Below are 24294 nucleotides of genomic sequence, written 5' to 3'. Positions count from 1 at the left end.
CAAACGGTGGATTTCTTACGATTCGCGCATGGCCGACCACGAATCCTCCGCAAATCATACGACCAATTCCCAGAGCGACGTCAAATCGTCAGCGATCGGGCGAAACTGTTGGTTCATGATCATTGCCGCGATGGCACTTCGTTGGACCGCGCAGCCTCCTGTCGGACTCTGGCCGTGCGTTTTTGTCGCAATCGTTCCACTGTTGATCCTTGCCAAGTCGCCTGCAAATTCCGGCACCGGTCGCCTGACCCGCCGACACTATCTGGCGATTCTTTTAGCCGCGACAGTGTACTGGGCGCTCTCTCTGCAAGGACTGCGGCATGCCAATCCGCTGATCTATCCGTGCTGGCTCGCACTGGCCGGATATTTGGCCAGCTTTTCGGTGATGTTTGTTTGGGTGCTGCAGCGGATCAATCGCGGGAACGATCTGCTGGTGGTGCCAATCGTTTGGGTCGGGCTGGAATGCGTACGGAACTATTTCCTGACCGGCATCTCAGTCTTGATGTTAGGCCATAGCTTAGCGGATGTCCCACAGTTGATTCAGATCGCCGACTTGGGCGGAACCTACGCGGTCTCGTTTTTGATCGTTGTCGTTAATGTTGCTGTGTTTCAATGGACGACATGGTTCTGCGGCAAACCGCGTCCGAGCCTGGTCACTCCGCTGGTCAGTACGGCGATCGCAAGCGTGCTCCTCGTCGCTGCGGTTGGCTATGGACGCTGGCGACTTGCTTATCCACTCGCCACAGGTCCGGCGACAATCGCGTTGATCGGCAGGAATGAGCCGATCGAGTATGTCCAAACGAAGGAACGCGAGCTTGAGATTTTCCAGGCTTACCTCGAAGAATCCGTCGCCGCGATCAAAAAAAATGAAGAAAAAATAGATGCGGTTGTGTGGCCCGAATCCATGATGACGGGCACCCTGCCATGGATCATTGGTGACGGCAATCCGGACGACGCCAAACGTAACGGCGTGACGATGGACGAGGTCACTGACTGGCTGAACGAACAGCGTCAACGCTTCCTTTTTCGAGCCTCAAATGTGCTGCAAGTCCTTGCAGACGGCAACGGCCCTGCCAACCAACCGCCACACTTCATCGGCGGTTGCGCGGTCGTCGAATATAGCGACACGACGAAAGCCTATAGCAGTCTGGTCCATGTGACGCCGAACGCCGAAGTCGCTGACTGGTATGGAAAAATGCACCTGGTGATGTTCGGGGAATACATACCATTCATCAAATCGATCCCCTGGGTCAAAGACTTTGTGCCGCCGGGACTTGGTATCGATACCGGGGACGGTCCTCGCGTCTTCGATGTGAATGGAGTTGGCTTGAGTGCAAACATTTGCATCGAAACCGCTGTCGAGCGTGTCTCTGTCAACCATTTCCGTGTCCTTCGAAACCAGAACCGACCGCTTCCTGATGCGATCGTGACGGCAACAAATGATGGCTGGTTTGATGACTCGAGCGTGATCGAACATCACAAACGCTGTGCCCAGTTGCTTGCCGTCGTGTGCCGGCGTCCCGTGCTGTCGGCAGCCAATAATGGCCCGACCGTGTGGATTGACAGTTACGGGCGTGTCGTCGATCAATTGACACAGGGCACCAACGGCCATCTAGTGGCCAAACCACAAATCGACGATCGATTGAGCTTGGCAGTGCGAATTGGCGATTGGCCGGCGCGGTTGTGTGTGCTGCTTTCGCTCGCCCTGTTATGGGCAAGCCGCCAACATCGCGAACCGACAACTTCGCCAACAGATACCGCCACAAAGGCGATGTAACGGCAGCGTGTCTGCCGCACATGGGGTCCACCCATTGCGTGTAGGTCGATCGTGTAAATTCAGCGATTCACCGGCAACGACGACTTCTCCCCTCTTAAGAATTGGTCATGCAAGCGAGACTTTTAAGCCAGCAGCCCAGCGAACAACTCAACACAAGGCAAAAGGCGCTCGAGGTCAATTTGGACTCTCGCCGCTATGGAACCTTTGCCGAAATCGGTGCCGGCCAGGAGGTCGTCCGTTGGTTCTTCCGCGTCGGCGGCGCATCGGGGACGATCGCCAAAAGCATGTCGGCCTATGACATGAAAGTCAGCGACGCGATCTATGGCCGAGCATCCCGGTATGTCTGCCGCGAACGTCTTGAATCGATGCTGGACTATGAGCACAAATTGAACCTGGATCGCCTTCGCGAAGCTCGCGGTGACACGACCGCGTTTTTCGCGTTTGCCGACACCGTCTCGGCACGCAATTACTCCGGCACCAATCAATGCCACGGGTGGATGGGGATTAAGTTCCAAGCCCATCCACGTGACGATGACAGCCAAATCATCATCCATGTGCGGATGCTCGACGACGATGCCGCCCTGCAACAAGAAGCACTGGGCATCGTTGGCGTCAACTTGGTTTACGGCGCAACGATGCTGAACCACGAACCAGAAATGCTGGTCGATTCATTGCTGGACGGTTTGACGACGTCACGCATCGAAATCGACATGATCGAGTTTTCCGGGATCGCGTTTCGGCATGTCGACAACCGACTGATGAGCTTGAAACTGGTCGAACTGGGCTTGAGCGGGGCCGCGATGTTTGCCGCAGACGGCGAAGTTTTGCAACCATCGGAATTCTTTTATCGCAAACCAATCCTAGTCGAACGGGGAAGCTTCCGTCCGGTTTGTAATGTCAACCTCGACATGTTGCGATGCGCCCACGAAAAGTTTTCCGAACAGCCACACGTCAAAGGCAAAGAGATTGCCCAGGTGATGGAAATCACCATGAACAATCTCAAGGCCGAGGGGCAAATCGATCTGCGTGACTTTCTCGCAAGGGCCGACGTGATCGCAGCTTGTGGGATGCCCGTGCTGATCTCCGATTACTTCCAGTACTACCGACTGGCTGCTTACCTGAACGATCTGACAAAGGAATCGATCGCGATCGTGATGGGGGCAACCAGCATGAAGGATCTCTTCGACGAACAGTACTACACCGGCCTGCAAGGTGGTGTGTTGGAATCGTTCGGAAGGTTGTTCAAAAACGACCTAAAGGTGTTCTGTTATCCCTTCCAAAACACCGAAACCGGCGAATTGGAAACAAGCGAGAACCTAGAAATCAAGCCGGAAACTCAACACCTCTACGACTACCTGCGTGGGCGTGGCGACATCGTAGCGCTCGATAACTTTGACGCCAACTGCCTGGGAGTCTTTTCTCGCGATGTGCTCAAACGGATCAAGAACGGTGACGAGAGCTGGCAATTGATGGTGCCTCCAGCGGTTGCCGAAGTGATCAAGTCCAAGCACTACTTCGACTACCAACCGATCTAGCCTTCGGCCTTTCCAAGGCCAACGATTTCGAGCAAACGCAGCGCGTTGGTCGTCGGACTGACGCCCGCGTGCATCTGATAGTCAAACGTCATCTGCTCGTTGCCCTTGGCGTCGGGCGTAATCGTCTCGCGAAAGTGCACGATCTCCGAAACGGCGACCAGTTCCGGCTCATCAGCAAGCTCCAAGTCATGAGTGCTGATCGCGCCAATCGCACCGCACTCAAGCAAGTGACGCAGCACCTGTGTGACCGCGATTTGCCGTTCTCGCGAGTTTGTCCCCTGCAGGATTTCGTCTAGCAGAAACATCGACACGATACCTTTCTGGTCAGCAAGGTGACGTGCACGATCGACGACTCCCTTCAGACGCTTCAATTCGGCCATGTAAAACGAAACGCCTTCGGCCAAGTTGTCACGGACGCGAATGCTGGTCGAAAGTTCGATCGACGGCAGAGCGAGCTCTGTGGCGCACACCGGACATCCGGCACCAGCCAGTGCGATATTCAATCCGGCACTCCGCAGCATCGTGCTTTTGCCCGACATATTACTGCCGGTGACGAGCAACACTTTTCCCGGTGGGCCGATCGTTACATCGTTGCATACCCGACTGGAATCGGGCAGTAACGGGTGCCCAAGTCCGGCCGACCGGAAACAATGCCGATCGTTATCCGCAGTTTCGGCATCAACCCACTGCGGAAATACCCACGTCGGATTCTCATCACAAACGGCGGCGAGCGACATCAACGCTTCGACTTCACCGAAGGCATCAAACCAACTCGGAACGTGGTCGCGGTATTTTGCCTGCCATACTTCGAGCTTTGCGAAGACGCGAACATCCCATAGCGAGAACGCTTGCAGTGGCAAATAAAACAGGAACGTTGCCGCCGAAGTGCGCAGCGAACCGAGCCATGCGATACGGCTCAGCTCGCCCATCCCTTGCTTCGCCGACTGCTGACTGTCTTCAAGCAAGACGCGATGCAGATGTTCCAAACGATCGTCACCCGATCCCTCTTTTGATTGTTCATTCAACCAAGCGGCCGCAGAAAACAACTCGCGGTACTCGTCGACGCTCTGACGACTTGCCATCGCGATCGAAAAGATCTGATGCACAGGACCAAGCATGACGGTCGTGATCAGCATGTTGATGACCAAGATCACGGTTAATGCGATCAAGGCTGGCTTGGCAAGCGACGCATCTACCAGACCCATTCGATTCCCGAGCAACAGTGCGATCAAGACAATCGAGACGAGTGCTGTGAGATTGCCCCACACCGGTAACCATCGCCGTCGGTCCAGCCATGGTTCGTCTTGAGACCATCGGATGAATTCATCCGGATCCCCGGTGCCTTGGCCAACGTCATCGGCGAGCGAGTAAAAACGCAATCGCTCGCTTCGCTTTTCTGCGAGAGAACGGATTGCTTGGCTGCGCCGTTTGGCCGTTTCCGCTACGGCGGGGCTGGTCAGCCAGTTTGCGAGGGTCCGCACTCCGACAGTCGTGCCGGCCATCGATACCCACTGAAACAACGACGTTTTCCCCAGCAGGTCCAAATCGTCGGCAACGTCTTTTTGGTGCTCTTGCAGCTTTAACGTTTGCAGACGCTTGCGATTCGCTTTCCAGTTCAGCTCGTCCCACTTGCGGTCCATGCGAGCGAGTAGGCGACGAATGATTTGACTCTCACGTTCCTTTGCCGCCAACGCATCACGCACCGGTTCATTCAGGATCGCGACCACAAAAAAACAAGCCAACAATCCCCAGCCGATGTACAGCACGGCCCAGCCGACATCGGCGAAGTAACCGAGCAAAACCATCACCAGGGCGGCCGCGAACACGACCAAGCGTGTCGTTGCAAACAACGAATCCTTGCGATTCAAAGCTTGAATGTCAGCGTCAGCTGCATCCAACATCCTTGTGTAGTACGCGCGTGCTGTCTCGTTTGTGGCCACAGGTGCGTGATTGGCCACACCGGGCGCGGACGGTTCGGTCGATTCCATACTTGTTCGATTGAGTCTTAAGATCGGTCGATCATTCCAGTTCAAGTCGACCAGAAGTGTTCGCCGGGATCGATCGGTCCCAGCTTCGCCCTTTGACAACTTTGACGGCAACGCGGTCTTCCAAGTTGGGGCGGAAGATTGTCAAAAGCAACAACGGCAAGAACCAGGCGATAAACAAACCACCGCCGTAGCCGTGCCAAAACTGAACCGCGACCATCACTGCGGCCGAACAGCCGATGAGCGTGCCAAGGTTCTTCGACGATGGCCAAGCCGCGAATAGCGAACTGAGAATTCCGAACGCGACAATGACCGGCAATCGCCAGCGCGGATCCCAGCCCAACCCCCAGATACCGCGTGGCTCCTTGGTCGGCGCGAACAGGCCGAACATCCGACGAAGTTGCTCGACCAACGAATCGGTTCCACTGAAGGTCAACACCGCAACCAAGATTGCCAGCGTGACAATGACGCCCACCGAAAACGAACGAACGCCCTTTCGCCAATAAAAGCTGTACCACAGCGGCAATAGGAACAATGGGTAATACACCAGTCCTGCGGCGAGCCCCAAAAACATTCCCGCAATCATCGGCCGGCGGTACGAAAGGATCGCCCACAGCAGTAGCGCAGCCGGTAGGGCATGATCGACACGGCCGGTGTACTGTGCCGTGTACGGAACAATCAGATAAAGCAACGCACACCCCACGCCGCTGCGTAGGTTTCCGAAATGACGGTTCCCGATCAAAATCAGGCCGACCACAATCGCCAGATGTGCCGAGATCGCCAATACCTTGGCCAAGATCGCCGACGACCCTTTGCCGAGATTGACCTCGTCCTCGGTCGGTGCCCGTTCGCCACCAAGTGCGGAGCTGACCGGACGCGTCGTGATCGTTGGTAACTGGTGCATCAAGACATAGCCGGGGCCGAGTTCCGGTCCCTGCCAAACTCGCGCTCGCGGCGTGCTGGTCGCGACGTTGACCATCATAAAGATGAACAACGAGATACTGATAAAGTACGACCCGCCAACGGTCAGGTTTGGATCCAGCATCGGCCGGCGATTCATCACGGGATCAATCATCAGCCGCCCCAAGATCAGCAACTCGACCAAAAACAGCCAGATAAAACCCGCGCGCTGGAGACGCTTCGCAGACTGCTCCGTGTCCGTTTCAATCTGTTCGGGGTGCAGCGTCGTGGACTCCAAACGCTCATCGAGCGCTTCGGGTTCGGTGCGAAGCGGAATGCGTGTTTCGTCTTGGATACGTGGCGGTGCTGTGTCAGCAGGCGGCGTCTCGGGGACACCGTCGATGCCAAACGAATCGCCCTCTTCGGCCAATTCAGGGTCGTCAGGATTGCCAGCAGCGTCTTGTCCGACTTGCGGCGACGGGTAGGCCGACACCAATTCGGATGCGTCGTTGGGTTGGCGCCAATTCGGGTCGGCGACGTCGTAAAACGCGATATCACCAGACTCCATTTCACGAAGATGTCGCCGACGGCCTTCTTGAACCATCAGCAACCCCGGCGCGAGCAGCAACACGAGCAGGATGTCCAGGTTCCGAACGCTCCAAAAGCGATGAAACACAAAGTACAGCCCGATGGTCAAAAACGACGACAGGTAAACCCAGGTCGTGGGGTTTGGCCGTTCGTAAAAAAGCAGAAACTCGCTCATGTAACGCCGTTGGCGGTGTCCTACCGCCCGCCTCGGTCAAACCAAATGAGATGAATTGCGTCAAAACTACCCGGGCGCAGCCACGCTAAATGGCGTTCTAACATACGGGCCATGTCCGCGGGTGAAAACCAGGATCCGATGCTCTGGAAAGGCACCAGTTTAACTCGCACAATGTCCGCCTCGAAGAAGTGTTGGTCGAAGTTCGCTGGTACGAAGCCCGTTTTTGCCAATGAATTCCTTCATCATGAAGGAAAATTGGCACCCGTTTGTCTAATTCTTCCAAGTTAAAACGACAACGCCAATCAGAATCAGCCCCACACACAGCGCTTTAGAGCGGAAATTTGCTTCACTAAGGGCAGAAGCCCCGAATGCGAGGGCAACCACGACGCTGGAGCGACGGATCACACTAACGACCGAAACCATCGCCTCCGGGTCCGATAACGCGATGAAATAAAACGCGTCTGCGGCAATCAACAGTGGACTGACCAAAGCGATGCTATTTCGCCACTGAAAAATGGCTTTCGCACCTTCCGCAGCTAGAACTTCCCCTCGCTGACCTGCCCGGTCGCGACTTCCCCCGTACGAATTGGCTCGGTGCGAATTGACTCGGTACCACCAAATCGCCATGGGCATCATCACCGGAACCAAGTAAACGGTAAACCAAGCCTGTAACGTGATCGGCTCCAATCGTTGCAGCAGCCATTTGTCATAGATGCTGCTACATGACCCCAGCAACGTCGCCAACACCATCAGCAACACATACCGGTCACGCAGAAAGCGGATCCCTTCGCGTCGACCGACCAGGGTAAAACACCAAAATCCGATCAGCACGATCAGCATCCCGATCCATTGGGACAGCAAAGGTCGCTCACCAAGAAAACTGATCGCGATCAAGATCGTCCAGAACGGACTGGTCGCTCGAATCGGGGCACCGATCGAAAGTGGCAGGTGCTTGAGTGCGCTGAACGCCAGTGTCCAAGACGCGCCCACCAAGATGCTCTTCATCATGATCAGTCCGTGACTGGACCACGATAATGATTTAACCCGAATCCAATCGGCAGCGATCCAGTCCGGGGCGATCACCGAGAGAACCATCAATGGTAGATACAAAGTCGCGCCGATCGACACGCTACAAAGCAACACGATCGGAACCGCGTTCTTATTGACGGCCATTTTTTTGGCGCTGTCATAAAAGCCCAACAACAGGGCCGAAATCACGCTCAGGACGATCCAGGAAAACACGGCAATCAACGCTTCAGATAAAAAAACAGCCGCCGTGTGAACCATGGCGTTCACACGGCGGCCGGTGGATGCTTGGTGAGCAAAGAGACCGATTCACACCAAGCCTTCACGCATGGAATCAACTAGCGTGACGGTCGGCTTGATCTAGTTCAGTGCCTTCTTAACTTCGCCCATGATGGCCGCCACGTCAACTTGATCGGCTGTCTTGAACGAGTGCGATGCGACAACTTCGCTGTTAGCTGCAACCACAACTGTTACTGCTGCGTCTTCAGCAATCTTGTAAGAACTAGGTCCGGCTTCGTGATCGGTCGCGACAACAAACGGGATGTTCTTAGCGCCAGTTTTCGAAGCGAACTTGTTCGCCGATGATTTCAGTTTCGATTCGTCTTTCCCCAACATCGTGACCAAGCCCTTCAGTTGAGCTTCTTCATTGGCGGCAACGGCCGCGTCGATTTCCTGAACCAACTTGCCAACATTGCCCTCAGTCTCACGAGCGAAAACCATCACCATCGGACGTTGGCCATAGCGGCAGCGGTAGCACAGCTTTTCGCCTTTTTCGACTTGGTCGTCTTCCGCACCAGCGACTTTGACAACGTAGAACGCGCCGATCGAATCACCCGATTTCAGGCAGGTGTCGCTCTCTTCGGCGTGAACAGCTGAAACGGTGAACAATGCAAGTGCACAGACAGAAGCAAGAATTCGGGACATGCGTGGAGTCTCCATCAAAAGGTGGGGAGGACAATTTTGGGATGGATCGATCTACTCTCAGATCGACTTCGAGCGAAATGGTCGTTGGCGGCCCACACCCGCCACCAACTTCAAATATTATCGCGAGCGGCAAACCCCCAGAACACCCCCGCCAACCAAGGACGGGGCATAATTTCTTTAGCTTTCAAAAAGCTGTGAAATTGCCGCATCAGCCAAACGATTGTCGAATACGCCGGCCTTCTCACGCGATGTGATCGATGAAATGAAACCCGATCGCTCCGGCAAGAACTCACCTTCGCCATTCGATTCTCCACCGGCCAGCGACACATTGGCTGCAGAGCTACCGGCCTGTCTCGCCAATTGATTGATAACGAACAGTGCATCACGTGGCGTGATTTCCCCGTCACGATTCACGTCATACCGCCAGTCAAGATTATTGGACATGCCTAACGCAAGCCGGTTAATGACCTGCAACGCGTCCAGCGGCGAAACCCTCGCGTCGCCACTAACATCCAGCGCATTCACAATCGAATGGTTCGCTCGCGTCAATTCATCCAGTCGCAAGTATTCACCAACGCGCGGGTTGGGCTGACCGGGTAGATCAACGAACAATGTGAAGTTGTCATTGAACTGCGACACGTCGCCTTGATCGATCATGCCTGACCCGTCCAAATCGACATACGCCGGGGCGACCGCCGTCGTTTGGCCGTACCAATAAGCAAGTGTGGCGTAATCACGAATATCGACGACACGGTTACCGTCGAAGTCTCCGTCGATACTAAAGAATCGGTTGACCGAGTCACCGACCATCGTGAAATGTGGCCCCGTGGTTAACGTCGAGGCAACATCCAGTTGGTACCGACCGTCAGGCAGCTGCTCGTGATCCAACAGAATCTCAATCGTTTTTCCATCGCCACTCAATTGAAGCTGTTGCTGCGACAGCGGAATATTGATCGGGGGCGCCGCGTCAGACAGGCCCAAGCTCGTCAACGCCAACTCACTGGTGCTGACACTGGTGACGGGCGCACCGAGCTTGATGCGGATCCGACGCAAGTCCGATCGCTGGATCAGCCATGTCGTTGGCATGATTCCGTGCGGCAAACTCGGCGCATCAATTAAGCTACATTCAAGCTGACCTGTGGCGGCGTGACTGGGTCACCGACGATGGTCCCGACAGCGACAATCTCCGCACCGAGTTCATAGGGGCGGCCGAGCATTTCGACTTCACGAACCGTTTTCAGACTAAATTGGTTGACCGTCAACATTGTGTGGGCGGCGAACGCGAATTTGTCTCTATCGCCGAACGACAGTCCATACACGTCCATGAAGATCTCGCTCTGGCTGCCGGCCGCAACCGGCGCGGTTTGAATCACACCAACATCGCCAGGCGTTTCAAAGCGGATCAACGAATCGAACGGGTCACCTGCCCCTTGTGCCGATAAGACTAAATCGCCATCGGACAGATAATCCAAGTCACCGCTCGATGCATAACTGCTCCGGTAGCCTTTCACAGCCAACGCGTTAGCAATATCAAACACTGGCGTTGTCGCTTCATAAGTCCACGTCTCGTCGATGAGGTTCATGTCGATGCGTTGCACCTGCAAACGATTGAAGCCGACCACCAATAGATCGCCGATCTCTGACCCAAAGTCTCCGTGGCGAGCATCCACCAACGCGTTGCCTTGATCGACATGATGAGCTGCAATATGACGAACCGGAATTACACCGTTCTCAACCGCAGTGAACTGGAGCTCGAAAAGATCGTTGTTCGAGATCCCAAACAGCGTGCCGTCTTCTAAAAACGCAATGTCATTTAATGTTTGTGAGACATCAACCGTACCGAGCACATCGATGACACCAGTTTCGATATCGACAATTCCTAACCGGTTCGCTTCATCAAGCAAATAGTGTTGCGGGTCCGAGTCGTCGGTGATGAAAGTCGCCGCGCCATGGACGGCGTCAAATTCTGTCGCCTCCAGAATCGAAACCGCAACGATTTCGTCACGCTCGATCGCCGAATCACGCTGCGGAATGACTTTCATCCGCACGGTCGACTCGCCGGGAAAGAATGTCGCTGTTCCGACAACAGGACCTGCCATCGCTTCATCAGGCAGATGAATGGTACCGCTGTCATATTCGTCGACCCGATAGTCGACATCGAACTGGGCATCGCCGGCGAGCTGAAACTTGATGACTAAAAAATCATCGTTCGTTGCGCGCTCAAAGGAGTAGATGAGCGGTTTCGTGGGCAGCTCCGGCACCGAAGCCTGTGAAGTCAACGTCACGCTGACTTCGGCCGCCATTAGATCTCTCGACTCCAAGTGTTGCAGCGACAGCGGTGGGGCTGGCTTTCGCGAAAGTCGATGTCGGCGGCCCTGCCAGAATGATGAAACTGCGTTTCGAAGTCGCTTCATGAGACGCTGAAGGTGGCGGAGATCGATTGGCCGCAATCTTAGTTGAAGCTTGCTCCCACCGGACTTTTCATCAGCATGAATCCAAAGAAAACCGTCCTAACCATACGAAATCTTGCTTGATGCCAATGCAGTCGGGGGCAAAGGTGCTGTCCGGCGAAGATTTAGATGCGGCGGCGAACGAAAAGTTACAGTCTTTTTCGGTTTCGTTCACCAACTGCCCGCAGAAATGGCAAGGGTGGTTCGGGCACCGGGGCACTACCAACGGCAGTGCCCCGGTGCGAGCGAATTCGATGTGGAGCGGCTTTCGGAAGACGATTGACCCAGAAACCGTCTTCACATCACCTTTTTGCTCCGACTTCACCTCATAAAAAGGTTCCGTCAGGAAACGATTCCCGCAAAACGTTTGCCTACATCCGAATTCGCTGCTGTGTCTGTTGGCCGTATTTTTTGGGCGATGGGAGGATCAATAGTCCGTACCTGGAGCGGGTGTCAAGTGCATTCAAGAGAAGGAGTATTTGAAAGCAAATGGCTCAATCTCCAGGTATCGGAATGGGCTTGTCGCAGGAGTGTAAATCGGACTACAAGCCCAAGAGCGACTTGCCGCTTGATAGCCGACACCTATTTTCTCGCAGAACGGAAGATGCGACGACAACGCCCTTTTAACACGGCCCTGAATCATCCTTGCTCCCGACCGATCGCGGTCGTGATGATGATTTCGTTGTACGCCTCATTGGTGATTGCGCAGGGGTTCCCAACGACGGACGAACCATTGCCCGAAGACCCCGCGGCAATAGTGGCGGTTGTCGGACAATCTCCGATCCTCTGGGGTGACATTCAGCCCAAAGTTGAAACGCGCATCAAACAAGCGATCGAACAAACGAAGCAAAATATCCCTGAGGAACAACTCGCGATGGCGCGAACGCAACTCGCGCGTTCCGCCTTGCGCTCGGCGATCCAGAACAAGGTGATGAGCGAGTGCTTTTTACTTGAACAAGTCGGGACGCAATCTGCGGAGAAACGCGCCGAGGTGAGCGCGATGATGGCTCAGCGCGCACGACAACTGTTCTACGAAAACGAGCTGAAAGCACTCAAAGAGAAATATGGAACGGAAAGCTTGACCGAAATCGATGCCAAGCTTCGCGAGACCGGGGTTTCGCTGCAGGCACGTCAGCGCGAATTTGGCGACATGATGCTCGGCCACATGTTCATGAAAGACAAAGTCAATCAGAACCCCGACGTCCCGATCGCGGAAATCAAAAACCACTACGACCGAAACATCGACGACTATCGATATGGTGCGAAGGCGAAGTGGGAGCAGCTATCGGTGCTCTTCGCGAATCATCCGACCCGCAAAGCGGCACACGACAAGCTGACCGCGATGGGACGAGATATCTACCATTGGGAAAAATTAAACCTGCAGACTGAAGATGACGCTTCTCGTGTAGAAGCGGCGAATCGCTTGACTGCCCGTGGCGGAATCAACTTCAACAAAAGCTGGGCTCAGACCGCACGCGAAGGCAGCGAAGAATCGTATGCGTCAGACGGCGGCCAACACGATTGGACGTCGCAAGGCGCGCTGGCGTCCAAGGAACTCGACAAGCAAATTTTCAGCATGCCGCTGAATACGATGAGCGAAGTGATCGAAGATTCCCAGGGGCTACATATCATTCGCGTCCAGCAACGTATGCCCGCTGGCGTGCAGCAACTCAAGGAAGTCCAAGAAGAGATTCGCGAGCAAATCAAACAAGCCAAGGTGATGAAAGCACAAGAGAAAATGCTCGCGCAGATGCAAAAGAAGGTCCCCGTGTGGTCGATGTTTCCCGACGATGTTCCGGGAGCGAAACAATTGCGAATCAACGTTGCAGCTCGCAACACCAACACACTGCGATAAGCGATTGGGAAATCGATGAAATCCGTTATGGCAATTGCGACCTCACGGCCAGCGCGAACGACCAGTCCGTTAGGCCTGATCGTGATCATCGCGTTACTGTCCGGGTGTGGGCAATTGGCCTATCGATTGGATCGTCGTGCCCCAGCACAGTACATCCCCAACCCACTGGAACTGCCGCCGGCGAACGATGCCTTCGTATGGTCACAAGTGATCGATACGGTTGACGATTACTTTCGTATTGCCCGCGAACAACCTGTGCAAAACTCGCCGACAATGGTGCTCGATGGACGCGTCGAAACGCCCTATCAGGTCGGTGCTTCAATGAGCGAATTCTGGCGCAAAGACAGCACCGCCGGATTTGAAGCCATGCACAGTACCCTGCAGTCCATCCGCCGCAAAGCAACCGTGACCGTGCGGCCACGTGGCGCCGGATACACCGTCGAAGTCATCGTCCTCAAAGACTTGGAAGACACCAACGCGACGCAGTTCGCGACTGAAACCACCTCGTCGCGACGTCATGATGGGACAATCGTTCGGCAATCCGATGTGCCTGTCGGCGGACAGGGAAGCGTCCCACAAACGCTCGGCTGGATTTCTCAAGGCCGCGATACTTCACTGGAACAGCGGATTTTGAGGGATATTTTTCAGCGTGTGACGGAAAAAGACGGTCGACGTTCCCACCTATAGCTTTTTTCGGAAACTAATCTTCGGTCCCGATCGCGCCGATACCTACGCTGCCCCAAGGCGGGCACGCATTGCCGTCGGAGGAAAGGCCCCGGCGGAAGAGGTGCGTTACTCGATCGATTCCTTCTAGATTTGACCGCATGATTGGGTTTTCCACACAAGCCGTCTCATTCGATCAGTTCTGCCGACACGTCGAAAACACGTTGTGTCGCATCGGCGGACTGGAACCAGGACAATTTCCGATGACACGGCGAAACGTGTCACGCGGTGGCGAATCCTGCGGTTTTTACTTTTGTGTGCACGGTCCGCGGAGCGTGAAATTAACCGCGGTCTACGATCACCAGAAAAAAATGACCATCTACTACGGCACCGACGGCGTTCGCCACACCAACGAACCGATCAGCGTTCGGCTGCCTTCTCCTCCGCAGCGCTAAGCTTGATGTAGCGAGGCGCCAGGGCAAACGCTGACTCATATGGCACGTTGTCCGAGCGATGCCCCGCATTCGGCAATTCGGCCCCTCGCAACCGATTCGCGGCGATCCCAACGCCAACAGCCAGATTGACGCCACCATCGAGCGCGACCAGGTGGCCAGAATCGGGTCCGTCGGATTCACGGGGCGTAATCGCGGGTTCGCAAATCACCTGACCACCCGCTGCCAGGGCCGCAGCGGCCTCGCTGTCCCATGTCGATCGCTCGATCAAGTCAGCCCGACCGTTCCAATCGGAACTCGCCCCGGACTGAAGTTCGTCGTCCGAAAACGCTGCGGAAAAAACTTGCCCCCGGTAGGCATTCAGCCCCACCAGGGTACGGTGTGCTTTGGCGGGCCTAGGCAAAGCGACCGCGATCGCTGCCAAAGCCCCAACCGGTATGATTGGCAAATCGAGCGCGTAGGCGAGCGTTTTTGCCGTAGTGACTGCAATTCGAAGGCCAGTGAATGATCCCGGACCGATGGCTACCGACAGGCAACCGAGATGCAATTCTTGTTGGTGCAAAAATCGCATCGCCTCGTCGAGTTGGACTGCCAAGTCGGCCGCAGCGCGACGATCGGTCCCAACGGCGCGTGACCAAATTGGACTTTCGCCCGAAAGGATTGCGATTGAGCCGCCTTTGCCAATCGTTTCCAATGCCAAATGACAGATCGAAGTCGCGTCGGAATTCTGAAAGTTTGTGGGATTCGTCATGCTGTAGTGGCCTACGGCGTGGGATTGCCGTGAATTTTTGATTACCTTTACAATCTTCGATCCCGATACTTTTTCAAAGCCCCCGACAATCCGCCTGCTCTCGTTCGGAAATCAATCAAAGTGAAGCGAGCACTGATCAGCGATATTCACGGAAATCTTGAAGCGCTGCTCGCGGTTCTTGAGGACATCGGCAAAAATTCCGTCGACGAAATTTTTTGCCTCGGCGACATCATCGGTTATGGCCCCAATCCATGCGAGTGCCTTGACCAAGTGATGCGTCGCGCTCGTGTAACGATCCTTGGCAACCATGACCAAGCGGCGTTATTCGATCCCGATGGGTTCAACCCGATGGCGTTGCAGGCGATTTACTGGACCCGCGACCAATTGGACAATGGGCCCGGAACCAACGCCCAAATCAATGGACGCTGGGACTTTCTCGGTGAATTACCGCGCTATCACGACGACGAACAGTACAAGTTCGTGCACGGGTCACCACGCGACCCGACCAACGAGTACGTGTTCCCCGAATACATCTTCGATCAACGCAAGATGGAAATTTTGTTTGGGAAAGTCACTCAGTACTGCTTCATGGGACACACTCACCTGCCGGGCGTGTTCACCACCGATTGCGAATTCATCCAGCCCGACGAGTGCGATTACCAGTACCAACTCGGTGCCGAAAAGGCGATGATCAACGTCGGCAGCGTCGGACAACCGCGTGACGAAGACTGCCGTGCGTGTTACGTGATCCTCGATAAAGACGCACCGGGGGGGCCCCTGGTGACTTTCCGCAGGGTCGAGTACGACATTGAGACCACCGCGAACAAGATCTATGCCGAACCGGACCTGTCCGATCAACTCGGTGACCGAATCAAATACGGCCGTTAAGACTCAGTGACACGCACCGCTATTCTCAGTGACATTCACGGCAATTTGACCGCGCTCTTGGCAGTGCTGGACCACATTGAGTCACAAAATGTGGACCGCATCATCTGCCTGGGCGACGTCGTCGGCTACGGGCCCAAGCCCTGCGAATGCCTTGACCTGGTGATGAAGTTCGACTTCTGCATCCTGGGCAACCACGACAGCAGCGCGATGTTTGACCCCGAGGGCTTCAACGCGGCAGCCGAGCAAGCGATCTTCTGGACACGCACACAACTGGAAAGCACTTCGGGCGACGAGCAGGCAGACGAGAACGGAATCACCCCGTCACGCCGCCGCATGAATTTCCTCTGCGGCCTGCCTCGAACCGTTCGCGAAGACAACAACCTGTTCGTCCACGGATCGCCACGTGGGCCGACAAACGAATACGTCATGCCGGAAGACGTCCAGAACAGCAAAAAAATGGAAAAGCTGTTCTCCCTGGTGCCCAAACTGTGCTTCCAAGGACACACCCACGTCCCCGGCGTGTTCACGATGAACTCGCGATTCGTCCGACCAGACGAGATCGAAGACAAGTTCGACCTCACCACCGCCGGCGATCGCCTGATGATCAACGTCGGCAGCGTCGGCCAGCCACGCGACCTCGACCCACGCAGTTGCTATGTCGTGATGGACGAGCAATCGATTCAGTACCACCGAATCGAATACGATATCGAGAAAACGGTCTCGCAGATCGAAGCCGAACCCGAGCTCGACAACTTCCTAGGCTACCGCCTCCGCGAAGGCCGCTAAGCCCAAGCTGGAACCTAGGTTTTAGCCGATCTTTCGCACGCCTAAGCTGGAGTCTAGGCTTCAGCCGATCCTCCTCTCCGTGCTCCCCTCTCTCTCTTCTCCCCCGACCCAACAAAAAAACCGAGCTTGCAAACAAATGCAAACTCGGCTTCATGACTTCGCTTCGCGAAAAAGCTTCGCGGCTTACAGGAACTTGCCGATGCGAGCGACAAGGTCTGCGGTGCGGCAGCTGTAACCCCATTCGTTGTCGTACCAGCTGACGATCTTCACCATCTTCGTTCCCAGAACTTGGGTGAAGTCAGCGGCGAAGATACTGCTGTGCGAATCGTGAACGATGTCGCTGCTAACGATCGGGTCAGTGGTGAACTTCAGGATGCCTTTCAGCGGGCCTTCAGCGGCAGCTTTGATTGCTGCGTTGATCGACTCGGCAGTGGCGTCTTTGGTCAGGTTGACGGTCAAGTCGACGACGCTTCCGGTTGGTACTGGAACTCGCATCGCGATACCGGTCAGCTTGCCTTGCAGAGCTGGAATCACCAAACCGACAGCCTTTGCAGCACCGGTCGAGGTTGGGATGATGTTCAACGCTGCGGCACGAGCACGGTACAGGTCCTTGTGAGGTTGATCCTGAACGTTTTGGTCGTTGGTGTAAGCGTGAACGGTGGTCATCAATCCGGACTCGATGCCGAATTGTTCGTGCAGAACCTTGGCAACAGGAGCCAAGCAGTTGGTGGTGCACGAAGCGTTGCTGACGCACAGTTGCTCGGCGGTCAGCTGGTCGTCGTTGACACCCAAAACGCAGGTCAGGTCAGCGCCGTCTTTCGCAGGGGCGCTCAAGATGACTCGCTTGCAACCGGCTTCCAAGTGGCTGTCGTAGCCGGGCTTGTCGCCTTCTGCGCGGCCGGTGAAGAAACCGGTCGACTCGATCACGATGTCGATGTTGTTTTCGCCCCAAGGCAATTTGCGTGGGTCACGCTCAGCCAGAGCAAGGATTTTTTTGCCGTTGACGGTCAGCGAGCTGTCGTCGTACTCGACGTCGCCGTCGTAGCGGCCGTGCACGCTGTCGTACTTCAGCAGGGTCGCGAGGGTCTTGTTGTCGGTCAAGTCGTTGATGGCGACAACTTCGAACTCGCCGCTGCGTTCCATCAGATTGCGGAAGGTCAGTCGACCGATTCGACCGAAACCGTTGATTGCAACTCGAATAGCCACTTTGTTGATGACTCCTGGCGTTGCGGGCATCGTCACTTTCGCTTGCTCGCCGATCGGCAAGCCCCAGCGAAATCACCGACGCCCGATGAAGGGGACGGGAAGATATGTGTTGTTAAGCAGTGGTAATTCAACAGTGGTTGTTAAGATTTCCGACCACGATGACAACGAGTGATGCCTGGCACCACATTTGTCCGCATGTCTTCGACACCCAGTTTGTTATCAATCGTCCTCGGGCCTGCTTGGGACGACGCGATTATAGAAACACGCCCCCATTTACACCATGACCCAAGAATCGATGCCTCCGGAGTGGCGACGCCCCGATGGGGTAGCCCCCGGAACCTGGCGATATCTGCACCAGCGGTCGATCGCACGCCACTACGACCAGTTTGTGGCAGACACGCCGCTCTGTACTCTCGACCGCGATTTCCTGCTCGATCACCTCCGCCAGCAGCGGGGCGAGACCGCATCGCAAACAAAATCTGAAACACACTCCCCGCTCGTGCTCGATTTGGGCTGCGGCACCGGACGGCTTGCCTTCCCCGCAAGTGAACTAGGCTTCGAAGTTGTCGGGGTCGACCTCAGCCAGCACATGCTCGAAGAACTCGCGGCGCGATCGGAACGCGAGCCTCAAGCATGTGTCGTTCCGGTTCGGGCCAGCTTGGTGGAGCTCGATTGTTTTGCCGACGGAATCGCTGACCATGCGTTTTGCATGTTCAGCACCTTGGGGATGATCGCAGGAGAGGCAAATCGACTTCGATTCCTGCGTCACGTGCACAGGATTTTGCGTGATGGCGGCACGTTCGTTTTTCATGTGCATCGTCGCTGGGCGGCGCTGACGGAACCCGGCGGGGCCAAGCAGCTGCTACAAAGCTGGCTACGCAGCCGCCGATCCCCCACGGACGACTTCGGCGATTGGACGTACGCCTATCGCGGCCTGCCGGATATGTTCATGCACCGCTTCGACACCCGCGAACTCCGCCGCCTGATCACCGCCAGCGGCCTGAAGCTCCAACGAATCGACCGCATCAACCTCACCGGCACCGCCACCACCCACTCCCCCTTCCAAACCGGCGGCTACTTCCTCACCACCCAAAAGGTGTCAGGTACCTTTTTGGAGGAATAGGCAATTTCCCATCCAAGCTGAGGCTCTCATCACTGTGGCTGAATCGATTCCTCGCCACTGCGTGTTCCCATCGCTCCCCAGACACCAAAGGGGCTTTCGGTGGGCAATTCGTGTGGCAGGACGTTCGATGCCGAACGGCCTGCGGCCCCAGTGTCGATCGAATTGCTGATTGCCTTGACGGAACCATCCGCCATCAGGACTTGCGCGATGTCGCGGTGGAGACTGGCGGTGCTGAAGATGCCGTCGAAGTGGTGTTTTGATTCGCGGTCGCAGCTTGGCGAGTTGGGTGGAAGAACGGTATTGAAGCCGGTCCAGGTGATCGCCCCGTCCGCCCAATTCCCTCCACGGGACGCGACCCCGTCAGGCGTCATCCGCAATACGATGCCATCGGAGTAATTGCCGCGACTGGCAACCTTTAGACAGAGCGAGGGTGTTTCTGCGATCCCCGCAATGTTGGCAGCAACACTCCGGCGAACATCTCGGTTGCCGTTGAAGGTCACTGTTTCACCAACCATCGCTGTATTCGCTAAGCCATCGGTAACATCATCGAAGCGTACATTGACGCCGTTGGCAAAGATGCCCCGTTGATTGCCGGAACTCGCGTTTCGCCCACGAAAGGACAGCGGTTCGCCGGGAACGTAGCCAACATCAACAATACCGTCGCCATAGCAAAGCACATAATTCGAAAACGCCGCGCGACCATTGGGACTGGGGTTTTGATCGGCTGGGCAGTGATAAGTAGGTTGTCCATATTGCCACGGCGGATAGTCCTTGGCCCGCCAAGGTGCTGGCCCCATCGCCGGAAAGTAACGTTGATTTGACGAATCAACGAGTGGACCAGCAGCCCCCGATCGCTCCGCCATGAACGCATCAAAATAAGGCGACCGCTTGACCGCTTCTGAAGGGCCAATCGGCAGGCTTGCCCACTCCTCGGGATAGTACGGATTTGAAACGCAACCCCAGAACGGACTCGATTCTATAAAGCACGAGATCGCCACAAGGGCAGACAATCGGCATTGGTTCGAACAGCTGTCTTTCGACGTCGGCCCCGTTCCGCCACATGCCGGCGGCAACTGCTTATAAGCACTGTGGTAGTTGTGAAAACCAAGTCCAATCTGCCTCAAGTTATTGCCGCAAGACATCAGGCGAGCTGCTTCTCGCGTGGTGGTGATCGCTGGCAATAGCAATGCCAACAACACGCCAACCGCCGTCAAAACGACAAGTAGCTGCAAGATCGAAAACCGATATTTCGAAGACCGTTCAGACATAGGCATGAAAAAGGTACCAGGTACCGTTTTTAGATTCACCAAGGACTGAGACTACCCAAACTGCCTAAAAGGTACCTGACACCTTTAGAGGGAGGTTTGGATGGATTCGTGCCAGCGGTCGTGAGCGAGGAGCTGTTCGCGGTGCAGGACGGCTGCGCGTTCGCAGTGCTGCTGGAGCTTGCGGATCGCGGTGGTGAAGTCCGTTTCGCATTCACCCATTTTACTCGTGGCACCGCGCATCTGCTTGGAAAGCTCGGGTGCCTGCGCCACGATCAAGTCGTCATCGGCGGCAATGTAAAACTGACAGCTACCGGGATCGCCTTGCCGTGCCGCTCGCCCGATCAGCTGACGATCCACACGCGAACTGGTGCTGATCGTGGTCGCGATCACATGCAACCCGCCAGCCGCGATTGCACGTTCATCAGGTTTAATGTCAGTCCCGCGGCCTGCCATGTTCGTCGCAACGGTGACCGCCCCACATTGCCCCGCCTTCGCGATCACATCGGCTTCGTGCTGATCTTGCAAACCGTTGAGCACCTGATGTGCGATGCCTGCTTGCGTCAAACGCTGCGATAAACGCTGGCTTTCATCAATCGTCTGCGTTCCGATCAGCACCGGCTGCCCCTTCGCGAGACAACCGGAAACTGCCGTCGCGATCGCAATCGCCTTGGATTCAAAGTCAGCGAAAAATCGCATCGCATGATGCACACGGCGACACTCGCGATGCGTGCCAATCTTCACCACAGGCAAACGATAAAACTCTCGCAGTTCGTCTTCACTTCCCGTGACCGTTCCACTGAGACCAGCCACACGTTCGTAAAGCCGCATGTAGCGCTGACGCGTGATCCGTGCTTGGGTTTCGTTCTCATCGGTGATCGCGACGCGTTCCTTCGCCTCGACCGCTTGGTGCAAACCGTTGCTCCATTTCCGTTCGTCGTGAATCCGCCCAGTGTTTGAATCAACCAACAAGACCTGCTGCCCTTGGACGACATAATCGACATCACGCTCGAACAGGAACTGAGCCCGCAGAGCATTTTCGACGAGGTCAGCGAGCGGGCGTGAAAGCATGCCGGCGGGACGATGCTCGAACGCCAAGTGGACTTTCGCGATCCCCTGCTCCGTCAGACCAAGTCGACGCTGCGAACGATCAACTTGGTAGTCAACGTTCGGCGAAAGTTCCTGTGCAACAGCCAAAGCAAACTGATAGATCACCGGCGATGTCGAGACTGTTGACTTGCCGCCGCTAAGCACCAGCGGCGTGCTGGCTTCGTCAATCAGCACACTGTCCGCTTCGTCGATGATCGCGACGAAGTGGCCGCGTTGCATCGGACGCAAGTCGGTATCAGCAAGCCCCTGCAGCACGCGTAGCATCTCAGTGCCAAGACGCTGTTGTTTTCGCGAGCGAAGCAGCAATCGGTCACGCAAGAAATCAAAACCAAACTCATAGCCCGGCCCATAAGTGATCGCGCACGCGTATGCCGCTGACTTTTGTTCGTGCGGCGACTGCGGAACAAGCAAGCCAGCAGAAAGCCCGAGTTGTTCAAAGACCGGACGTAGCGTTTCAAAGTCTCGACCAGACAGATAATCGTTCGTGGTCGCAACATGCACGCCTTTGCCAGTCCACCCATACAGCACCGCAGGCAATGCCGTCGTGATCGTCTTGCCCTCGCCAGTCTGGATCTCCGCGACCGTACCGGCGGCGAGTGCGAAACCGGCAGCCAGTTGCACGTCGTAATATGTCATGCCAGTCACTCGGCGCAGCGCCTCATTCGTCAGCGCAAACGACTCGACCACATTCGCGGCAAGCGTACACTCGGGCAAACCGCTCAAGCGTTGCCGGAGCGTGCTGCATGCTTCACTAAAACCGTCCGACGACAGCGATTGCAACTCGCCACAGCGTTTACGGATCTTGTCGATTTGTCGCTGCGTTGCCGCACTGACTTTGCATGCACCGCGTTTCGGCTGGCCAACGACCGTTCGATAGTTTGCGATGCGAGCTTGCGAAAGGAGCATGCGACGGTGAGCGTTGGCGTTTAAATGACGAAGGCAACGCGAGCGAAAGAGAACGCGTCACTTCAACATTTCGACCAGCGGATGAAATTCACTCCAGTGGCTTCGACCTGCTTAGCAAAGTCCACACAACCGCGTCGTGAACGGGCCGGCCAACCGATTCAATCGATAGTTTTTACCAACAAAAAAGCCTCGACAAGCGAGTGGATTCGCAAGTCGAGGCGTCAAAATTTTGGCGGATGCCGTGTTCGACTGGAAGCAAACTTCGAAGGGCGAACGACTACAGCGAGCGAACGCGGATGTTTTTAAACTCGGTCCACATCGGCTTTCCGGCGTGCAGTTGCAGACCGATGAAGCCTTTGGAAAAGGACTTTTCCTTCAGGTTATCGGTGAAATCCAAAACCAAACGTCCGTTAAGGAAATGCTGCAGGTGGTTGCCCTTTGCGATGATGACGACGTCGTTCCAATCGTCGACTTTCATCAACTCCTTGAACTCTTCTTTTGTGATCAGCGGTTCGCCGACGACTTCTTTTCCGTCTTCGTTCCATACCGCTTTTTCGCCGGCCAAACAGATACGCCCTCGCGAACCACGTTCATCGTAGATAAACGAAGGCACGTTGGGCATGTTTTCTTCGTTGCGGATCTCGTGTTGATAACCGCGCAAAACCCATTGGTTTGGCGAAGACGGCTTGGTGTCAACGCGTTGCGAACGGTACTGGATACCGGAGTTGTTGGTCGCGTTGCAGCGGAAGGACAAACGCAGTTCAAAATCAGCGAGTTCGTTTTGATGGATCAGGAAGGTGTTGCCTTTGGCGACCTTTTCATCAGTCGTTTCGCCGTGGACTACACCATCACGGACTTCCCAAAGTTGTGGATCACCATCCCAGCCTTCCAGGGTTTCGCCGTCAAACAGGACCGTCATACCGTCTTGCTCGGCTGGTGCGGCCGTGAAGGGCTCGTCAGCGGGAGCAAATTGAGGGGCGACAATTGCGACGATTGCAAAGGCGAATGAGTAAAGAAACTGAACGCGCGGCATGAAGGGGTCTCCGGATGGGGGCTTGGTAGGTGGGGATTCTACGGCGAATCGTGCCGTTGGCAATGAATCTCATGGAGGTGAGAAACACAATCTAATCAGAAAACGCCATTTCCACCACGTTTCGTCTCTTCACATCTTTCGGTAAACTGGCTTCAGTCGACGGGAGGGCTTCCGTCGACTGGGCTCGCCCTAAATGCCGCGAGTCGCTAGTCAGATTGCCACCCGAATTGAGCCGAACTATGAGCGATCCGTCTGTCACGGGCGTCGTCCATCTAATTGAAGAAACGAAAACGTACGGAGCCAAAGGGTTCCGCAAGCGATTGGTCGTCCTGGAACAGGACAAAGGCAGCTTCACGAATTTTGTCCCCGTCGAATTCACCCGCGATTCTTGCGATGCGGTTGACGAGATGAACGAAGGCGATGAAGTCGAAATCACCTATCGCTTGAACGGACGGCGATGGCAACGTGACGCGAATAGCGAAGTCAAGTTCTTCGTCAATGTCGAAGCGACCTCGTTCCGCATCACCGGCAATGGTGCTGGCGGCGGCGAACCGATGGTCGAACGCGTGACCGACGCAAACAGTGCGTTCGACGAAGCGAGCGAAGAAGACGCGCCGTTCTAAACGGCAAGCGAATCACCTCGAGTGAGCACCCCGTCAACGATGGCGGGGTTTTTTAATGCGCCGATAACAAACGTTTTCCGCGGCTGGAAATCCAAACGCTTCGCGGCAACTAGTGCCACGGATTGGATTTCCGGTGCCACGAGGGAAAAGTTCTGCGTATCTTTCCCAGCTACCCTAGTTCATGATGCAAAAAATTCCCTTCCCCTGCCTGATGTTAGTTTGCTGAAGACGAACTCAAACAAAGGAAGGGAATATGTCGGGTCGAGCAGTGAA

General features: G+C 55.6%; 20 protein-coding genes. 9 read left to right on the top strand and 11 right to left on the bottom strand.

What is annotated here, in order from left to right:
- The first annotated feature begins 28 nt into the window (after positions 1 to 28).
- Positions 29 to 1777 (top strand): apolipoprotein N-acyltransferase, encoded by a 1749-nt coding sequence (lnt, locus tag CGZ80_RS09225; protein WP_158222627.1) that lies wholly within the window; start codon positions 29 to 31, stop codon positions 1775 to 1777.
- 107 nt (positions 1778 to 1884) lie between these two features.
- Positions 1885 to 3312, top strand: a complete 1428-nt coding sequence (locus CGZ80_RS09220; RefSeq protein ID WP_094413976.1) for a nicotinate-nucleotide adenylyltransferase — start codon at positions 1885 to 1887, stop codon at positions 3310 to 3312.
- Here the strand turns inward: CGZ80_RS09220 and CGZ80_RS09215 are convergent.
- The 6 genes from CGZ80_RS09215 to CGZ80_RS09185 form a co-directional block, all read right to left on the bottom strand.
- The gene (locus CGZ80_RS09215) at positions 3309 to 5300 is read right to left on the bottom strand and encodes a MutS-related protein (protein ID WP_233148324.1); all 1992 of its coding nucleotides are present in this window, start codon (positions 5298 to 5300) and stop codon (positions 3309 to 3311) included. The two genes, CGZ80_RS09220 and CGZ80_RS09215, sit on opposite strands and share 4 nt — an antisense overlap.
- Before the next feature lie 31 nt (positions 5301 to 5331).
- Positions 5332 to 6960: a DUF2029 domain-containing protein gene (locus CGZ80_RS09210; RefSeq protein WP_094413603.1), complete on the bottom strand. Its 1629-nt coding sequence runs from the start codon at positions 6958 to 6960 to the stop codon at positions 5332 to 5334.
- A 270-nt stretch (positions 6961 to 7230) separates the two neighbouring features.
- Positions 7231 to 8202, bottom strand: a complete 972-nt coding sequence (locus CGZ80_RS09200) for an EamA family transporter (protein ID WP_233148323.1) — start codon at positions 8200 to 8202, stop codon at positions 7231 to 7233.
- A gap of 144 nt (positions 8203 to 8346) precedes the next feature.
- Positions 8347 to 8910 carry a hypothetical protein gene (locus CGZ80_RS09195; protein ID WP_094413599.1) on the bottom strand — a complete coding sequence of 188 codons (564 nt, stop codon included), beginning with the start codon at positions 8908 to 8910 and terminating at the stop codon, positions 8347 to 8349.
- 177 nt (positions 8911 to 9087) lie between these two features.
- A complete protein-coding gene (locus tag CGZ80_RS09190; protein WP_094413597.1) occupies positions 9088 to 9996 on the bottom strand; it encodes a dockerin type I domain-containing protein in 909 nt (302 codons plus the stop codon).
- A gap of 29 nt (positions 9997 to 10025) precedes the next feature.
- Positions 10026 to 11324: a hypothetical protein gene (locus tag CGZ80_RS09185; RefSeq protein ID WP_094413595.1), complete on the bottom strand. Its 1299-nt coding sequence runs from the start codon at positions 11322 to 11324 to the stop codon at positions 10026 to 10028.
- Between the two features lie 706 nt (positions 11325 to 12030).
- On the opposite strand from CGZ80_RS09185, the gene CGZ80_RS09175 reads away from it, so the two are divergent.
- The 3 genes from CGZ80_RS09175 (at position 12031) to CGZ80_RS09165 (ending at position 14333) form a co-directional block, all read left to right on the top strand.
- Positions 12031 to 13215, top strand: a complete 1185-nt coding sequence (locus CGZ80_RS09175) for a peptidylprolyl isomerase (RefSeq protein ID WP_158222626.1) — start codon at positions 12031 to 12033, stop codon at positions 13213 to 13215.
- Between the two features lie 15 nt (positions 13216 to 13230).
- Positions 13231 to 13902, top strand: coding sequence for a hypothetical protein (locus CGZ80_RS09170; protein WP_233148322.1), 672 nt, complete (start codon positions 13231 to 13233; stop codon positions 13900 to 13902).
- Positions 13903 to 14039: 137 nt separating this feature from the next.
- Positions 14040 to 14333 carry a hypothetical protein gene (locus CGZ80_RS09165; RefSeq protein WP_094413589.1) on the top strand — a complete coding sequence of 98 codons (294 nt, stop codon included), beginning with the start codon at positions 14040 to 14042 and terminating at the stop codon, positions 14331 to 14333.
- On the opposite strand, the gene tsaB is transcribed toward CGZ80_RS09165, so the two are convergent.
- Positions 14299 to 15081 carry a tRNA (adenosine(37)-N6)-threonylcarbamoyltransferase complex dimerization subunit type 1 TsaB gene (tsaB, locus tag CGZ80_RS09160; RefSeq protein WP_094413587.1) on the bottom strand — a complete coding sequence of 261 codons (783 nt, stop codon included), beginning with the start codon at positions 15079 to 15081 and terminating at the stop codon, positions 14299 to 14301. The genes CGZ80_RS09165 and tsaB overlap by 35 nt on opposite strands.
- 120 nt (positions 15082 to 15201) lie before the next feature.
- Between tsaB and CGZ80_RS09155 the strand changes: the two genes are divergently transcribed.
- Both CGZ80_RS09155 and CGZ80_RS09150 read left to right on the top strand, forming a co-directional pair.
- Entirely contained in the window at positions 15202 to 15969 is a 768-nt protein-coding gene (locus CGZ80_RS09155; protein WP_094413585.1) for a metallophosphoesterase family protein, read from the top strand.
- A 6-nt stretch (positions 15970 to 15975) separates the two neighbouring features.
- Positions 15976 to 16755, top strand: a complete 780-nt coding sequence (locus CGZ80_RS09150; RefSeq protein WP_094413583.1) for a metallophosphoesterase family protein — start codon at positions 15976 to 15978, stop codon at positions 16753 to 16755.
- A 183-nt stretch (positions 16756 to 16938) separates the two neighbouring features.
- Here CGZ80_RS09150 and gap read toward each other — a convergent pair whose 3' ends face one another.
- Positions 16939 to 17961, bottom strand: coding sequence for a type I glyceraldehyde-3-phosphate dehydrogenase (gene gap / locus CGZ80_RS09145; RefSeq protein ID WP_094413968.1), 1023 nt, complete (start codon positions 17959 to 17961; stop codon positions 16939 to 16941).
- 388 nt (positions 17962 to 18349) lie between these two features.
- On the opposite strand from gap, the gene CGZ80_RS09140 reads away from it, so the two are divergent.
- Positions 18350 to 19084: a class I SAM-dependent methyltransferase gene (locus CGZ80_RS09140; RefSeq protein ID WP_158222625.1), complete on the top strand. Its 735-nt coding sequence runs from the start codon at positions 18350 to 18352 to the stop codon at positions 19082 to 19084.
- Positions 19085 to 19113: 29 nt separating this feature from the next.
- Here the strand turns inward: CGZ80_RS09140 and CGZ80_RS09135 are convergent, their stop codons facing one another.
- The 3 genes from CGZ80_RS09135 to CGZ80_RS09125 form a co-directional block, all read right to left on the bottom strand.
- Complete coding sequence (locus CGZ80_RS09135) at positions 19114 to 20358, bottom strand: DUF1559 domain-containing protein (RefSeq protein ID WP_094413579.1); 1245 nt, start codon at positions 20356 to 20358, stop codon at positions 19114 to 19116.
- 78 nt (positions 20359 to 20436) lie between these two features.
- The gene (locus CGZ80_RS09130) at positions 20437 to 22365 is read right to left on the bottom strand and encodes a helicase-related protein (protein WP_094413577.1); all 1929 of its coding nucleotides are present in this window, start codon (positions 22363 to 22365) and stop codon (positions 20437 to 20439) included.
- Positions 22366 to 22642: 277 nt separating this feature from the next.
- Positions 22643 to 23398, bottom strand: coding sequence for a DUF1080 domain-containing protein (locus CGZ80_RS09125; protein ID WP_094413575.1), 756 nt, complete (start codon positions 23396 to 23398; stop codon positions 22643 to 22645).
- Between the two features lie 239 nt (positions 23399 to 23637).
- Here CGZ80_RS09125 and CGZ80_RS09120 point away from each other — a divergent pair, with 239 nt between their 5' ends.
- Complete coding sequence (locus CGZ80_RS09120) at positions 23638 to 24021, top strand: DUF3127 domain-containing protein (RefSeq protein ID WP_094413573.1); 384 nt, start codon at positions 23638 to 23640, stop codon at positions 24019 to 24021.
- Positions 24022 to 24294: the final 273 nt, after the last annotated feature.

The sequence above is a fragment of the Rhodopirellula sp. MGV genome (assembly GCF_002251265.1).
In the GTDB taxonomy this organism is placed as follows: Bacteria; Planctomycetota; Planctomycetia; order Pirellulales; family Pirellulaceae; genus Stieleria; species Stieleria baltica_A.
Note: the sequence above shows the minus strand (reverse complement) of the source record. Positions and strands in the feature narration are given on the sequence as shown.

Coding starts and splice junctions, on each gene's coding strand:
- CGZ80_RS09135 (WP_094413579.1), bottom strand. CDS start 20,358: ATGCCTATGTCTGAACGGTCTTCGAAATATCGGTTTTCGATCTTGCAG.
- tsaB (WP_094413587.1), bottom strand. CDS start 15,081: ATGACGAATCCCACAAACTTTCAGAATTCCGACGCGACTTCGATCTGT.
- CGZ80_RS09165 (WP_094413589.1), top strand. CDS start 14,040: ATGATTGGGTTTTCCACACAAGCCGTCTCATTCGATCAGTTCTGCCGA.
- CGZ80_RS09130 (WP_094413577.1), bottom strand. CDS start 22,365: ATGCTCCTTTCGCAAGCTCGCATCGCAAACTATCGAACGGTCGTTGGC.
- CGZ80_RS09125 (WP_094413575.1), bottom strand. CDS start 23,398: ATGCCGCGCGTTCAGTTTCTTTACTCATTCGCCTTTGCAATCGTCGCA.
- CGZ80_RS09120 (WP_094413573.1), top strand. CDS start 23,638: ATGAGCGATCCGTCTGTCACGGGCGTCGTCCATCTAATTGAAGAAACG.
- CGZ80_RS09195 (WP_094413599.1), bottom strand. CDS start 8,910: ATGTCCCGAATTCTTGCTTCTGTCTGTGCACTTGCATTGTTCACCGTT.
- CGZ80_RS09185 (WP_094413595.1), bottom strand. CDS start 11,324: ATGAAGCGACTTCGAAACGCAGTTTCATCATTCTGGCAGGGCCGCCGA.
- CGZ80_RS09220 (WP_094413976.1), top strand. CDS start 1,885: ATGCAAGCGAGACTTTTAAGCCAGCAGCCCAGCGAACAACTCAACACA.
- CGZ80_RS09215 (WP_233148324.1), bottom strand. CDS start 5,300: ATGGAATCGACCGAACCGTCCGCGCCCGGTGTGGCCAATCACGCACCT.
- CGZ80_RS09210 (WP_094413603.1), bottom strand. CDS start 6,960: ATGAGCGAGTTTCTGCTTTTTTACGAACGGCCAAACCCCACGACCTGG.
- CGZ80_RS09175 (WP_158222626.1), top strand. CDS start 12,031: ATGATGATTTCGTTGTACGCCTCATTGGTGATTGCGCAGGGGTTCCCA.
- CGZ80_RS09170 (WP_233148322.1), top strand. CDS start 13,231: ATGAAATCCGTTATGGCAATTGCGACCTCACGGCCAGCGCGAACGACC.
- CGZ80_RS09190 (WP_094413597.1), bottom strand. CDS start 9,996: ATGCCAACGACATGGCTGATCCAGCGATCGGACTTGCGTCGGATCCGC.
- lnt (WP_158222627.1), top strand. CDS start 29: ATGGCCGACCACGAATCCTCCGCAAATCATACGACCAATTCCCAGAGC.